Here is a 13,805-nt window from a genome sequence, read left to right as displayed (position 1 = left end):
CACCGAGTCAGTCCGGTCGCCATACTCTTGGCAAGCTGTTCCATCAGCGCAACTACCGTTCCTGAACATTAGTGGGCGTACATATGTAACGAGAGGAATCTGTAAGTGCCTTTGGAATACCCTGTCTTTGTATCAAGATTGCATTCGAAGATGGTTGCTCTGATTTGCTTTTTTTGATTTTGGTAAAAATATTTTTATTATGTTTGAATATATAACTCATGACGAGGCAATTAAGTATCATTCAGTTGCTTCGCATTATTCGCCGAGTTTTAAGGAGGACTTCCCAAAGTATGAGGATGTTGTGGGGTGGAATGCTCAGGCTAGTATGATATCTAGGGCGATTCATATATGCTCGCATTTCTATAAGCCTTTTTCTAGCGTTGTGAATGCATCCGAGGATCCGGGTATTCTTAAGAGTCAGGTTGAGTCTGTGTCTGAATTTGGATTCAAGATTTCTGCCAATGGTAATCGAGATCTAGCTGAGCGAAGAGGGTGGGCTGATAAAAATATTAAGAAGTATGAAGAGAACTTGGATCATAAGGCATTGATGGAGTTGCAAGGTAGTAATGATTTTCAGCGGGTGCAAGAAAATCATAGAAATAATCGGATTGAGCCTATTATTCCTTCCCAGGCGAATAAATACTTCTTCTTCGCAAGAGAGCTTTCAGATGAATTCAATCGTGAATTCCCTGAGGGTGGGCAGATTGCAGGCCAGGATGCGCGTGCAAACATGCTATCCAAGGCGATTAAGATTTGTTCGAAAATTGGATGGCTCGAGGCCGGCTACCGCGAAGTCTCCGAAGATCCAAACGTACTTAAGGAACAGGTTTTATTAGCTTCTTCGATCGGATTTGCAATCAATGCGAATGGTGATATTGGCCATTTGCGGTATCTTGCGGATCGTGGTGTTGAAAGAATGCTTGATGAAAGGAGTGTGATGGTTGGTGATAAATTGCGAAAGCTTCATGGGATTCAGGTTGAAAGTATCGATTATTATCAGGCTAAAGAATATTTGGATTTCGCTAGGCACAATTCGCCGAAATTCAATGGCCGGTTTCCGGCAGATAAGGAAATTACCAGTTGGGATGCCCAGGCAAGTGGGTTGTCGCAAGCAATTGACACCTGCTCATATGAGCCAGGTGTTCGGGCCGATCTCAAGGCGCAAGTTCTGGCAGCTACCGCCACCGGATTCGAGATCAAGAAGGATTCTGATCTCGATCGTCTAAGAGCGAGTGCGGATCGAGTTATGTGGCAGGCGAAAAAAGAGGCGGCATTGAAAATTGTTGAGGAGAGGGCAAATCATGACCAGTCCGGAGCGCTAACGCCGAGATCCTCGTTGCTACGGGAGGTTGTGCGGACGGCAGCTCAACCGCAAACGCGGATTCCTACATCAAGTCAATCAGTGCGGGGGGCGCAGTGAGGCTGTAGACGCCGCTCGGCGTCGTCAGGTCGGGTGCGCCGCGGCCATGGAAGAATAATATCCACGGGCAGCACTTCCGCATCGGGCTCTGAGATGCTCAGATAACGTGCAAATCCACGGATGTCGGCAAGCCGTAGCGCAGACGTTGGACGGTCGCCGCCGAGCTGGGTAGCCCACTCAAGGGCCAGCCTGTTCGTCACTATCGTTGCGTTGCGGTCCTCCATGAATCGCACGAAATCGGTAGGACGCTTCTCCTGATTCCTGAATTTGAGTCCCAAGCCGCGACGCATTGCAACGTATTTGAGAAGGGCCTTTCGGATCGTACTCATCTCGCACCTCCCGGCCACGGAAGCGCAAGTGTACGTATTCGCGCAACGTCGACCTTCGCATAGATTCTCGTCGTATCGGGATTCTGGTGACGTAGTAACTGACCGATCTGAGTCAACGAAGCTCCCGACCGAAGCAACTGGGTCGCAAGGCTATGCCGAAAGAGATGTGGCCCCCGGCCAGCGACGGCGTCAATTCCAACGCGCTCTAATGCCATTCGGGTAATGAAGTAAATCGCCGAGGATCATGCGAAGCCGCGATGCGGAGCCAATTGGCGTATGAATACCCGCCTGCTGCTCGTTGGAGGGCGACCATGCTCGAGATAGTCCGCTACAGGAGCACCAACCTCGCTTGGCAAGGGTAGCGAAAGCGACCTTCTCATTGGTGGACTCGCACATCTGGCAACTGCTCTGGAAGTGGGCGACGCGTCGACGGTGCTAAGGCTACCCCGGGGATGGACAGGATGGATGGGGAGGTCAACCGAAACATAGTCGCTGGCGTGCCGTGGCAGTCAATTTGAGCGTCTGACGCGCGACGAGCAGTTCGAGTTCGAGGTGGATGATGCGGTTGCTGGATTGACAGCACTGTTACCGATGACTGGATTGAAGATAAGGAGCGGGCGCCGCTATTGAGGTGCAGTCTCGGGCATCGCGCTTGCCGTGTAAGGCATAGGTTAGGCCATTGACCAAGAGACGCGCATGATCGGCTCGGACGTCGGTGCGTCTTCAGCGATTCCGTTCCAACCCAATGGCTGCGACGCTTGCGCATTCCGTTTGGTTTCGGTACGTCCGGGAATGCGAAGCTCTCTAAGGTGCAAGACGCGTGTTGTGCACGTGAATGGCGAGCTGAATCAGCTAGCTGGACGGCAAGTTCGTGTAGTGAAAGCAATGGCACAAAGGAAAAGAAGACCCGGCAGGCGTATCGATGCGTTGTGGTTTCCCAGCGGTGAATTGATTCGATATACATGCTTGAGATGCGGCAGCATGCTGGCATCGCTTGGGAAATCGGAAGCCGGTTGCACATGTGGCAATGTGCGGATCAAGAATGGCCGCGTCACTCTGCGAGACGCCGCACAGTTTCGTGTCGTGATCGAGGCGGTGCAAAGAGTGGTCACTCGGCCGTCCCTGCCAATCTGGCGCGCTGGAATGTTGGTGCATGAATTGCTGCGCGACGATGGCTGAGTACATTTTTTTGTCCACATACCAGAATCACCCTGTCCGTGTGCGCATGGGGTGGAGCCGCTGCCTGCAGCGCTACTACGTGCTGGTCGAATACACGACGCGCAATGCGGTGCCGATCTACAGTCACGATGAAGATCCGGACGTGTCCAGGTACACCGACCTGGGATATTTCGTGAAGAAGCTGATCGGGCTTGGTTTGTCGGTGCCGAAGGCTGCCGTGCGAGGCTTGATATCAGCACCCTTGCGCGATGGGACCGCAGTCAATGCGCACGGTGCGTTGCGTGTGATGCAAGGGAACTGGAAGAAGCCTCTAGCACGCGAGCATCAGTCGGTAGCCAGAATAAGCAATCGGCCAGATGGTTCCGATGGCGCTCCGTCAACGCGCGTGCGTGGCAAGAAATTCATCGAATGACTTGCGCTTCTCTCGGCACGCACACAAGCGAACACAATACGAGCGTGCGCCGGGTTGTGATGGAGCAGGGGAGTACGGCATGAGTCATGGCAGGTTCGAACTGCGCGCCATTGCGTATAGAGGACACGAATTGCATCTCGGTCATACGCAGTTGATTTATCCCGAAGTTCCGCCAACTATCGAGCGACTGAAATATTGCGGCAGTTGCTTTGAGAACCTCAATCGCCAACCAGCTTTGTACCGAAGAGTTGGCGAGAGGCTTGTCGATGCGGCTACGTCAACTCAACAAGGTATTCCCCAGATGCCATCCGAAGCGTCGCCTACCGCCCTGGACAGGCATTGGGGGCAGTAGAGGCTGGAATCGGTACGGCCAGGTATCCAATCACCCCGAAGAATGAAACTGCAGTTGGGACAGAGGCCCGACGGCCTATCACTAAGATTCGCTACCGACTTTGGCTCTGTAGCGTCTTGCGGTTCTGACAGGGTTCGCCTGGGGCGTCCGATTTTTGCGCCACGCGTACGTGCCGCCGCCATGCCCGCGCGAGTCCGTTCACTGATGAGGGATCGCTCGAACTGGGCCAGAGCGGCGATCATGTGAAACATCAGCATGCCGGTGGAGCTGCGTGTATCAATGCTCTCCGTCAGGGAGACGAACTCGACGCCCCGCGTACCAAGGCCACCGACGACCTGCACAAGATCGCTCAGCGATCGCCCCAGGCGGTCTAGCCGCCAGACAAGGACCGTGTCGCCGTCCTGCGCAAGATCGAGTGCTTCTTTAAGACCTGGACGGTCGAATCTTGCGCCCGAGGCACCGTGGTCCGAAAGAATGCGGTCGCATCCTGCCGATTTGAGCGCGGTCAACTGCAAGTCCAGACACTGTTCCTCGGTGGAAACTCGTGCGTATCCAATCTTCATGTCGATTCGATCGATTCTTGAAAACTTCGAACTTCGGCTACATGTTGACCAGAGGTCCGTTTGAATGGGTCGCGTCGTTCAGGCACAGCAAACCGGGCACGTGAGTGGCGAGCGGGGTGCTGCAGTACCCGTACGAGTAAGGACCTCGGTGGTCTACATGACGTTGGTGCGCTCGGGAGGGGCCTGGCTGGCGGGAGACGGGTTCTTACGATGGCCACGCGCTAACACGGCCCAATCGGCACGCCGTCGGCGCAAATGAGAGGTGATGGCTGAACACTGCGCGTCGAGTAGTTGACCGACGGCCATCCTAGGACCCTTGCCGTAGTGATCAACAAGCGACAAGGCGTTGTGGTTACCTGCAAAGGCAGTGACATCGTGCCCCTGAAGGGGCATTAGCTCTTCCAGGTCTTTGCACACGCACGCCGAGACCCCCATGACGATGACTCTCATGGTTCTCCCTTTCCCCGTTGTTGCCGCTGGCTGGATCGCCGGCGATCGGTTGTACCTGCCTATATCGGACGCTGTGCTGTTAGAACGGACGCGAGCCGGACGTTACGCTATCAAGCAGGCTCTGCAGCAAAGTATTCGGAGTTTTCTTCGCGTAGTTCAATGTACTTGACACAATGTCGATCAAGCGCGTGACATATCGCGGTACTAAGGCGTGGTACGGAGTGGTGTCGAATGAACTGGCCGAGGGCCAAACTGTGCACGCCCCATGTCAACTTCACGCCTCGGGCCGACGGACCTCTGATGCTGCAACTTGGCGCACGTCACCATGAGCTAAAGTCAGCGCAGCAGACCGAACTGTTGGCGTCACCGAGGCAATGGTGATCGATTGCTGTGGGGAAGAATGGTGCTGAAGAGCATACGGACTACATACACATCATATGTGCTTCGCTACCCATAAGATGCTGAGCTTGATGTGTTTGCTGCTTAAACTGTGCTTTTGCACGAGTTGACTGCGCATTGAGGAGGCGCCTCGCCCATTGTGGCACCGCAACTTAATTCACACGAGATTCGCGGTTTGAAGGGCAGCCACCTGCCACGCCCCAGCGGATCGCCTACACATCAGTTCGTATCGTTAGGTATAGGCAGCTTAGGGCTTCGGGGCAATGCACCGCTGAAAAGCCGATTGCCAAGACAGCCGTCAGAAAGCTGGTCGAACAGATATCGAGTTTTTCGATTTGGCCAATGCCCTTTAGCTTGCAGCGTCTGTGGTGTGTGCGTTTGTGGTAATCCATCGTTTTGACAATATGTCATTACCGCGCGCGTATCTTTATCGACGGCCGTGTTGATGGACAAGTCTTCCGCGAGATCATCTTTACGCCGAAGCCGGGGTCGGACTATGAGATGGTGACGAAATACCTGACGCCCTCTGTCCGCGGTCCGCTTGTTGATCTCGAAGTGTCGGAGTTCGTGCGAATGGGAGGGGCGGTCCGGCTAGTTCCTGTTTCCGACGTCCTCAGCGTGCCTCCCTGCACAAGGTAGACAACCACGCGCGACGGCAAGTGCATCTACGTGCTGCTTGCTTGACGGCCGGATTTGCTTGTAGCGGTGCAGTCTGTGCTGCCCTCGCCGAATTTGGCATAGCGGATTAGTCTGTCGAGCAGGACCGAGATGACGGGGGCAATACACGTTCGTCGTTGTTCGCGTTGGTCTCTTTGGCTTCGTCCGCCCAACGGTGCTGGCTCTCATCCTCCGACCAAGCAGGCCAGACAAGTGTGAGCGACGGTAGCCGGTACACGGTTGGCATTCAAACGCGACTCATGGACGTTTGCAGGCATCGCGACACTTGGATTCAGCCGGTAGCGTGATTGATGGGGGTCCGCGATTCGTGCCTACCGCACATGTTCTCCGTCTTCTCAGACGGATTACCGCAGGGGAACTCATGTCTCCAGCGACCATGTGACCGATGGAAATTCAAGTTGTCGGAACGCGATGACGGTGCAGCAAGATCGATTAGCGAGCTTTGCTGTCTATGGCAACGGTCGGCAGACGGGCGGTCGGTGCGCTGGTGGACGGGGCCGTCGGAGCCTTGCTGCCAACTACGGGCAGGCTGAAGCGCGAGCTAGAATTGGCCCCTTGCGACGGACCATTCATTCTTTCCAAGGCGCTGGCCGTCTCATGAAGTCCACCCAGGGCCTCGGCCAGTTGTCTTGCTCTATTTCGAAAGTTATCCCAAGCAAAGGCACTATTGCTGACTATTTTGAAATTATCGATTGCTTTCTGGTAGTTGGTCAGTTCGTCCTTAACGCTGACCGGTTCAGAAAGCATGTCTACGTGGCCTTTTGCGTATGAGCAAAGGGTCGATGCACCAGCGGCCTTATGCGCCGAAATACCAGTGATGCTGCTAGCACTATCAAAAAGATTCGCTGCACGCTCATAAATATCTTTTCGCGCTTCAGGATTACGTCGGAAAGCGGGATGCTCCGTCCTGGCTATTAAAGCCTCTCCAAAACGCATAACATCTGGATAGTCCTTGGTGGACAACTGCGTGCTATCTGCTGAAGCAATGTCAAGTCTGATCAATCCATTCCGTGCCGAGTAAAGCTGTGATGCGGAATTCCACCATTCAAGCGCATTCGACAAACGGCCTGTTGCTTGATCTTTAAGTCGCGACTGTACGGTTCCTGTTCCTTTCATTTGATAAGCGAACTGTTTTGCATCTTCAAAATGTTGCACAGCGCGAGTGCAGGTTCGCATTTCCTCCGTTACGGAGTCCAAAGTGATATCGCCGGCACTCAAAAGGGTGCCGGCACGGGCCATTTCTATTCTGCCTTCAATTAGTTTCTTGCGGGTTAAAGCTTCGAGTTTTTGCTCCGTGCTTATGCCCTCTATTTTTTCCGCAGAAGAATAAACCTGTTCCGAGCGATTCAGGTGCCGTATTTTAAAATATGGCATCTCCGCTTCGGTGGATCGCTTTTCAAATCGAAGTCCTTGGGTCATTAAATCCTGAAAATATGACTCAGTGTTCGACAAAGGAGTTTTAGATAATGTGGGCGTTGGCATTTGCCCTCCGGGGAAATAGTGCTTTCTGCATAAGATTCGACTGCTATTTCATACAGATAGAATACGCATCCGGGGGGGGCTGCGAACGAGCCCATCAAATTTGACCGACGTCGTGAAGGCGCGGCGTGAGTGAGTTCGGGGCAAGGGTGAGATACCGCCCTTGCGTGAGGCTGCTGGTGTCATGGTGGGCGTGCGTCGCGCTGGTGGATGTGCTGTACACGGAGGCAACCTTTTACGGTTGACATACCAATAGGTGATGAAACCGGTGCATGCGAACGTGCGTAGGTAGTTCGGTTTATTTGGGCATTCCAGCAGTTTGGGGTTGCCGTGCATACCAACGAAGAGCCTTGTTGAATGCGCGGCCGAAATCGAGGACCACTGCGCGCAGTGGTAATCAAGATCGTCCTGGCCACGTCGCTGGTGTTTGTTTTGCGGATCGTAGTCACTGGCTCAGACGAGAAATCTGGCACGACGTTCGGGGGCGGTGGGCTGCTTGGGCGGTCGGGCGTGTCAGTTGTCCGTCGGGCGTCTTAATGCCCTGTATCTTTGACCGCACAAGTCAGGGCACTTCATGCGATCGTAGCCATTATGCCGACTGCGGTGAGGCGCCACCACGAGTGGAATGGCTGGCAAGCCTTTGTCAAGCGAAGGAAAGGGAGAGGGGGGGGCTTGGTTGGTTTGTGTGCCGGCCTACGGAATCCATGACATGGACATGGTCGTCAACGCTGCTAACGGCGTGAGAGCGGCGATTGGCAATGAGGCGGCCTGCCGCGCAGAACCGTGTCAAATCGTTCAACGGCAAGTCATCAGTAGGTGCTGGTGCGGTGAAATACGCGCGTATCGCGAACGCTTAGGCCGCTGCTCAATAGCGGCAGGGAAGGATGCGTTCGCATGGCGAGCAAGACCACAGAGGTGCTCCTCATGAGACGGTCTCCTGCGTATGCCGCAATGCGTTTGTCTTTGATATTTAAGGGCAAAGCAAATTGCGCGTTTCACAACAAATCAGGGCGCTGGATGCTCGTCGCTTCGCGTGCGGGCTGGATGCTTTTGGGGCTGTGTTCGGGTTGTACCGTTCACGATCCGATGCCGGTGGCCCCCGCACCAGCCGCGCAGACGTTGTGGTGCAAACAGTCACAAGGCTACTACCCCGCGGTTCAGGACTGTCCTGGAGGCTGGGAGTCGCGCTTATCGGACTCTCAGCCCTCAGCAGTTTCTCCCCCTCTTCGGATCATTCCGGTCAAGCCTCCAGCAGGAACACAACAATGAAAACAGTCCGATTGCTCACCAGCGCACGTTTGTACTTCTTCTCGATGGCGCTCACGGCGTCTTTGCTCGCAGGCTGTGGGGGCGACGACAGCGCTGCATCAGGTTCCGCCGCCAACCCGGAGAGTGTTGTCTCGAGCTTCTCATCGAGCAACCTAACGCTATCGCCTTTATCCGGCAATTCGGAGAGCGCCATGGCTGTACCCCATTTTCACATGGCGCCAATTGTTTTGACCGCACCGAACGGTGTCGACAGCGGTGCTCCGTCGGCATCAGCACAACAGTCCCCGGCATCGCAGCCAATCTCAGCTGTGATGGCAGCAACTTCGACCGCGCGACTCACGCCGCAGGCGTTGGCCGCATACAAGAGCGCAGCCTCACCCGCTGGCACCGGCTCTCAATCGGTGACCACATACACCCCAGCCCAGATTCGGGCTGCATATGGTCTTCCTGGACTGCCAGCGACTTGGACCGGCTTGAGCGCTAGCGCAGCCGCCCAGATGGGTGCCGGGCAGACCATCTACATCATTGACGCGATGAGCGATCCGAACATCTCGGCTGAACTCGCTGCATTCAACCGAATGTTCGGTCTACCCCAATGTGACTCGACAACGCTTTCGCCAACCACCGCGCTCCCTCTTGCCACTGCGCAGAGGAGCGGCTGTCAGCTTTTGATTGCCTATTCCACCATCAGCGGGGCAATGACCTCGACTTCGCCTGCCTATGATTCGGGGTGGGCCACAGAAATCGCGTTGGATGTTCAGTGGGCGCACGCCACTGCCCCACTAGCCCGCATCGTTCTCATCGAGGCGCCCGATGCTTCTGTGAACAGCTTGCTCGGTGCGATCAACCTGGCAAATGCGATGGGGCCAGGTGTTGTCTCGATGAGCTTCGGTGGTGCTGAGGGGAATTGGACCGCAGCGGTAGACTCCGCATTCTCCAATGCCAGCATGACCTACTTGGCAGCGACTGGCGACAGTGGCTTTGGGGTCGAATGGCCGTCGGTTTCGCCAAAGGTCATGGCAGTCGGTGGTACCAGCCTGACCTATAGTGGCGGCGCTCGATCGGAAACTGTCTGGTCGGGTACGGGTGGAGGACTCAGTCAATTCACTCCAGTTCCAAACTATCAGACTTCGGCGGTTCCGGGCATGGGCGCACTGTCCATGCGTTCGGTTGCCGATGTTTCGTTTAACGCGGATCCCTATACCGGTCAATACCTCGCCGTTTTGCCGCCAGGTGGGGCCGGTGTCAACTGGTATAGCGCCGGCGGCACAAGTTTGGCAACTCCCCAGTGGGCAGGGATTGTGGCCATCGCCAATGCCGTGCGCACGCAAAACGCCCAGGGCGCGCTCGGTCTGGCGCAGTCCTTGTTTTACGGAAAGATCTCAACGAACCCGAGTCTTTATGCTTCGGCCTTCGATGACATCACCGCAGGTAGTGACGGAACGTGTGGTAGTTGTACTGCTCACGCGGGGTATGACCGACCCTCTGGGCTGGGTTCACCCAATGTGGTTAATCTTCTCAACGAGATCGCTGTCGCTCCGGCACAGGCTCCTATCGTTTCCCCCGTAACGATCAATGGGATTGCTGGAAAGAGCTTGTCCTTCTCCGTGGCGGTGACGTCGCCGCATGCGGTCACCTGGTCGCTCTCCAATGCCCCTCGCGGAATGTCGATTAGTACATCCGGGCTGGTGAGTTGGCCGTTGCCTATTGCCGGGACTTACCCAGTCACGGTCACGGCAACCGATTCGCTCACAGGACTTTCTGGCAGCGCAGTCACGAACATCATGATTGCCTCGCCACCCGCTCCGGTCGTCGATTCTGCGACCGTCACCGCTCAGGCTGGCAGCATGCTGAACTACCAAGTCCATGCTGTTGCCGCAGACCCAGTTACGTTTGCAATGAGTGGCGCGCCGCTTGGTATGTCGATCAGTCTTTCCGGCATGATCACGTGGGCGAAACCCGCAGCCGGAACCTACAGCGTCACAGTCACGGCAACCGATGCGACAACAGGACAATCTGGACGCGCCGTAATCAATGTCCAGGTCTCGAAAGCACCATCCTTCGGCCCTGCCATCACTGCCACGCCAATCAATGGTGTTGCAGGTAATTCGGTGAGCGGGACGATTGGCATCATGGATCCTGGCGCGCGTGATGTCTACGTGCGGATTCAGGGAGCGCCAGCTGGGATGACGTTCGGCGTAAGCGGGCAGGGGATTCTGGTGAGTTGGGTGCGTCCAGTCGCCGGGGTTTATACGTTGCTGATCACTGCGGTGGATTCATCTGGTTTCGGTACGCAGGCCACCCTTCCCGTAAGAATCCAGTGAGATGAGCAACGCCTTGTCGTGCAAGTTTGACCAAAGCCTGAGCGCTTCCGTTGCTGGTGCGCGCGCGTACCGTACGCTGTTGGCGGAGGACATGGCGACGCACCGCGTTCAGGTGTGACTTAGGATCGCGTTAGAGGGAATCGGGCGTCGACTTACTGCAGATGCACTGGTAGCGGCACCACCTCAGTTCGAGGATGCATTGATGGCGTGGTAATCGGATCAACAAGCTGCACACGTACCACGCTGATTGTGATGTCGCGTCCTGATGGCGCGCTCTTTCTCATTCTTCGAGGTGCAATGATCGTGGTCGTACCGGTTCGCGCGGCCGGTCGGGCCGCGGCACATCGGCAGGTCGGCCGACGCCATTGATCATCAGCACCGGCTCGGCCAGGTAATCGAGCCCGAGTTTCTCTTCGAACAATTCGTCTCGAAGCGCTGCCGTGGTAAATGGGGCCAGGCCAAGGTAGGTCGCAACGAGAGTGAAGGTTTGTCCGAGATGTCCTGTGTCGAGGAGTGCGGCGCGGAAACCCCGGCTGTAGGCATACTTCCACGCGAGCCGTTTCACGTTGTATGTCGAAAGAAACAGCACCGCGGCATCCGCGATCCATGGCTGATCGCCGCAGGCTTCGGCAATCCAAGAGCGTGGGTTTTGGCGGGACAGCAGAACGAGGCCATGGCGCCGTACTGAATAGTGATAGAGGCCGGACTCATACCCTTGATCGTTCAGCAGGATTGGATAGACCTCAGCGCCGTGCAATGATCCGCCTGCTGGCGAACACTTGCGCAGGAATACGTCGCCAAGCCGGTTGCGCTGCACACTTGTCGCGCCCCATACATAGAAGAGCAGTGCCGATAGCTCAGTCGTGCCAACGGGTGCATCACTGAAGGCGCGCGGAGAGCGGCGTCGCAGCAGAACATCCAGGAAGCCGGATTCAACCACCGGCTCTGGTTCTTCGATGAGAGGGTTGGCAGGGGAAAGAATGGATGCCCGTGATAGTCCTTGTAGGCCGAAGGTTGCGAACGTGTCTGCGCCTTCTCGGCGAGCGCCTCGTCGATCTCGGCCAGCGAAGAAAAGGCGGTGTGCTAGCGCGTACGTGTCGCGAGGTAGAAGTCGAGCGCAGAGTCCCAGTCCTTCCAGGCTTCGGCCTGGAGTGGCTTGGCGGGTTCAACGGGCACCAGCACACCGGCTTTCAAGAACTCGCGCACAACGGCAGCAACACGCGGTATCGCATCGTGGTCATCGGAGCCGCGTCCCGGCAGAGCGTGGTCCCTGGCGGCGGCCTCTCGCCTGACGGCGAACGCTGGGTCGCCTGCCGGCCCGGTTTCTTCCTGCCCGTGAGGGTGCTCTCGCGCCTGTTCCGGCGGCTCTTCCTTGAGCGGCTACAGCATGCCTTCGACGCCAGCGAGCTGCAGTTCTTCTCGTCGCTTGCCGACCTGGCCAAGCCGGTCGCCTTCGCCCGCTGCCTGGCCGAAGTGTGCCGCACCGACTCCTGGGCGAACGTGCAGGCCACGCGCGTGTCCCAAGTCGTCATGCGCTGGCGAGATCGCCCGAACTCGCTTGCGGGTGCCATCTAACGGCATCCATGGCCACCCCCAGGTGCGAGGCCACACTACCATGCTGCTCGCCTCGAACACCCTCTCTGGCAACCTGACCGCAGACGCTATCATTGAATACCCATAGGCACCACCGCCTGCGGAGCGGTTTAGCTCAAAGACCTTTTTGCAAAGCAGACACGGCTTCCACGCTGTGCCTATGCTGGCTCAATGCGCCGTCTCCGCTTCGCAAAAAATCCTCTGCATTATCGGCATGGCGTTTGGGGCGGAAAATCCGCTTTTTTGGAATCGCGTCTCGGGAAATATGGTTCACGCGCCACCTGCCCCAGCCAACTAAACTGAACCCTACCGACCGCACCCGGAGGAGGGCGCCCATGTCCGCCACCCTGTTCGACCTGCACGCCGCCGAGGTCTGCCCCGAGGAGCTCGCCGCCCTCGAGGCCACGCGCGCGACCTACCTCGCGCTGGTACAGCGCTTTCTCGACGGCGCGCCCGAGGTGAACGAGGCCGACTGCCTGGCCGCCAAGGACCTGGCCGACCGCGCTGCCGCCCACGCTGAAGCGGTGTTCCGGGCGTTGTGGCCGCAGGTGGCCGCGCGCCACAGCCTGGCGATCCCATTGCCAGGCGCGAGGGCCAGCCAGCCGCGCCCTTGATGGAATCCTCGATGTCCAAACCTTCCCCCAGGTGCGTGAGCACGCCGGCCGAGCTGACACTGTCGGCGCAGGATTCGGCCCACCTCGCGTGGGACCTGCTGGACATCCATCGTCGTGCCTGGCGTGATACCAGCCGCGGCCCCCTTGACCGTCGTTCTGGCGAGGAACGCCCGGGCTGGCTGGACATGGCATGAAGACCTCCGCGGCGGCGTCCGTACCCACCCGTGCGCAATACGCGGCGCTGCGCGCCTGGCTGCAGGGCGTGCGGCCGGCTGCTGCGGCCAACCGCTGGCTGTCGGCCGATCCCGATGCGGAGTGGACGGACCTCGAGGCGCTGCGGGCGCTGCGGGCGCTGCGCGCGATCCGCGCCAAGCTTGCGCAGCTCGCCTTGCGTCACGGTCGGGAACCGCTGGCCAAGCTGCTGTCCGCCGGCACGCACGGTGCTGCCGCCGTCGACGCGCTCCTGAAGGGCCTGCGCGAACTGGAGCGCCTAGGGTCGCCAGCGCCCGCGCCGAAGCACGCCGTGCAACTGTGGTTTGCCGCGCCCTTGGCACGGCGCCTGTCCGCTGCCGGCTTCGCCACCCTTGGCGAACTGGTGACGCTGGCCAACAACCGTGGCCGCGCCTGGTGGCGGCGCATACCTCGGGTCGGCCGTAAGCACCCGACCGGTACCGTAGGTGATGGTGTTGACGATCGCGGCGGGAAGCGTTACCGGATAGGATCGACCTTGGCGGACGCTGGCAG

General features: G+C 57.5%; 11 protein-coding genes and 1 pseudogene. 7 read left to right on the top strand and 5 right to left on the bottom strand.

The window, feature by feature from the left end:
* Positions 1–430 precede the first annotated feature (430 nt).
* Positions 431–1,420 carry a hypothetical protein gene (locus R2N16_RS24400; RefSeq protein WP_316669449.1) on the top strand — a complete coding sequence of 330 codons (990 nt, stop codon included), beginning with the start codon at positions 431–433 and terminating at the stop codon, positions 1,418–1,420.
* A gap of 325 nt (positions 1,421–1,745) precedes the next feature.
* Here R2N16_RS24400 and R2N16_RS25580 read toward each other — a convergent pair whose 3' ends face one another.
* A complete protein-coding gene (locus tag R2N16_RS25580; RefSeq protein ID WP_428984166.1) occupies positions 1,746–1,964 on the bottom strand; it encodes a tyrosine-type recombinase/integrase in 219 nt (72 codons plus the stop codon).
* 956 nt (positions 1,965–2,920) lie between these two features.
* Between R2N16_RS25580 and R2N16_RS24395 the strand changes: the two genes are divergently transcribed.
* The gene (locus R2N16_RS24395) at positions 2,921–3,340 is read left to right on the top strand and encodes a hypothetical protein (RefSeq protein WP_316669448.1); all 420 of its coding nucleotides are present in this window, start codon (positions 2,921–2,923) and stop codon (positions 3,338–3,340) included.
* Between the two features lie 282 nt (positions 3,341–3,622).
* Here the strand turns inward: R2N16_RS24395 and R2N16_RS24390 are convergent, their stop codons facing one another.
* The 3 genes from R2N16_RS24390 to R2N16_RS24380 all read right to left on the bottom strand — a co-directional run bounded on the left by R2N16_RS24390 (position 3,623) and on the right by R2N16_RS24380 (position 8,723).
* A complete protein-coding gene (locus R2N16_RS24390) occupies positions 3,623–4,255 on the bottom strand; it encodes a recombinase family protein (protein WP_428984165.1) in 633 nt (210 codons plus the stop codon).
* Positions 4,256–6,214: 1,959 nt separating this feature from the next.
* Positions 6,215–7,201, bottom strand: a complete 987-nt coding sequence (locus R2N16_RS24385; protein ID WP_316669445.1) for a hypothetical protein — start codon at positions 7,199–7,201, stop codon at positions 6,215–6,217.
* A gap of 1,300 nt (positions 7,202–8,501) precedes the next feature.
* Positions 8,502–8,723: a hypothetical protein gene (locus R2N16_RS24380; RefSeq protein ID WP_316669443.1), complete on the bottom strand. Its 222-nt coding sequence runs from the start codon at positions 8,721–8,723 to the stop codon at positions 8,502–8,504.
* Between R2N16_RS24380 and R2N16_RS24375 the strand changes: the two genes are divergently transcribed.
* Complete coding sequence (locus tag R2N16_RS24375) at positions 8,722–10,854, top strand: putative Ig domain-containing protein (RefSeq protein WP_316669441.1); 2,133 nt, start codon at positions 8,722–8,724, stop codon at positions 10,852–10,854. The two genes, R2N16_RS24380 and R2N16_RS24375, sit on opposite strands and share 2 nt — an antisense overlap.
* A gap of 280 nt (positions 10,855–11,134) precedes the next feature.
* On the opposite strand, the gene R2N16_RS24370 is transcribed toward R2N16_RS24375, so the two are convergent.
* Complete coding sequence (locus R2N16_RS24370; RefSeq protein WP_316669439.1) at positions 11,135–11,794, bottom strand: SagB/ThcOx family dehydrogenase; 660 nt, start codon at positions 11,792–11,794, stop codon at positions 11,135–11,137.
* Between the two features lie 323 nt (positions 11,795–12,117).
* Between R2N16_RS24370 and R2N16_RS24365 the strand changes: the two are divergent.
* From R2N16_RS24365 to R2N16_RS24350, 4 genes and pseudogenes are all read left to right on the top strand, one after another.
* Positions 12,118–12,342 (top strand): annotated as a pseudogene (locus R2N16_RS24365) (transposase); the annotation flags it as partial.
* 440 nt (positions 12,343–12,782) lie between these two features.
* On the top strand, positions 12,783–13,061 hold the full coding sequence (locus R2N16_RS24360) for a hypothetical protein (protein ID WP_316669437.1): 279 nt from the start codon (positions 12,783–12,785) through the stop codon (positions 13,059–13,061).
* An 11-nt stretch (positions 13,062–13,072) separates the two neighbouring features.
* Positions 13,073–13,255 carry a hypothetical protein gene (locus tag R2N16_RS24355; RefSeq protein ID WP_316669435.1) on the top strand — a complete coding sequence of 61 codons (183 nt, stop codon included), beginning with the start codon at positions 13,073–13,075 and terminating at the stop codon, positions 13,253–13,255.
* The coding region (locus tag R2N16_RS24350) for a phage integrase family protein (RefSeq protein WP_316669434.1) at positions 13,252–13,805 on the top strand (554 nt) is incomplete at its 3' end. The genes R2N16_RS24355 and R2N16_RS24350, both read left to right, overlap by 4 nt.

Origin of the sequence: Ralstonia psammae, from assembly GCF_958405935.1 — a bacterium.
Classification (GTDB): domain Bacteria; phylum Pseudomonadota; class Gammaproteobacteria; order Burkholderiales; family Burkholderiaceae; genus Ralstonia; species Ralstonia psammae.
Note: the sequence above shows the minus strand (reverse complement) of the source record. Positions and strands in the feature narration are given on the sequence as shown.

Excerpts from the sequence above, each read along its gene's own strand:
- R2N16_RS24390 (WP_428984165.1), bottom strand. The coding sequence starts at position 4,255 with ATGAAGATTGGATACGCACGAGTTTCCACCGAGGAACAGTGTCTGGAC.
- R2N16_RS24385 (WP_316669445.1), bottom strand. The coding sequence starts at position 7,201 with ATGACCCAAGGACTTCGATTTGAAAAGCGATCCACCGAAGCGGAGATG.
- R2N16_RS24395 (WP_316669448.1), top strand. The coding sequence starts at position 2,921 with ATGGCTGAGTACATTTTTTTGTCCACATACCAGAATCACCCTGTCCGT.
- R2N16_RS24355 (WP_316669435.1), top strand. The coding sequence starts at position 13,073 with ATGTCCAAACCTTCCCCCAGGTGCGTGAGCACGCCGGCCGAGCTGACA.
- R2N16_RS25580 (WP_428984166.1), bottom strand. The coding sequence starts at position 1,964 with ATGGCATTAGAGCGCGTTGGAATTGACGCCGTCGCTGGCCGGGGGCCA.
- R2N16_RS24360 (WP_316669437.1), top strand. The coding sequence starts at position 12,783 with ATGTCCGCCACCCTGTTCGACCTGCACGCCGCCGAGGTCTGCCCCGAG.
- R2N16_RS24375 (WP_316669441.1), top strand. The coding sequence starts at position 8,722 with ATGGCTGTACCCCATTTTCACATGGCGCCAATTGTTTTGACCGCACCG.
- R2N16_RS24380 (WP_316669443.1), bottom strand. The coding sequence starts at position 8,723 with ATGGCGCTCTCCGAATTGCCGGATAAAGGCGATAGCGTTAGGTTGCTC.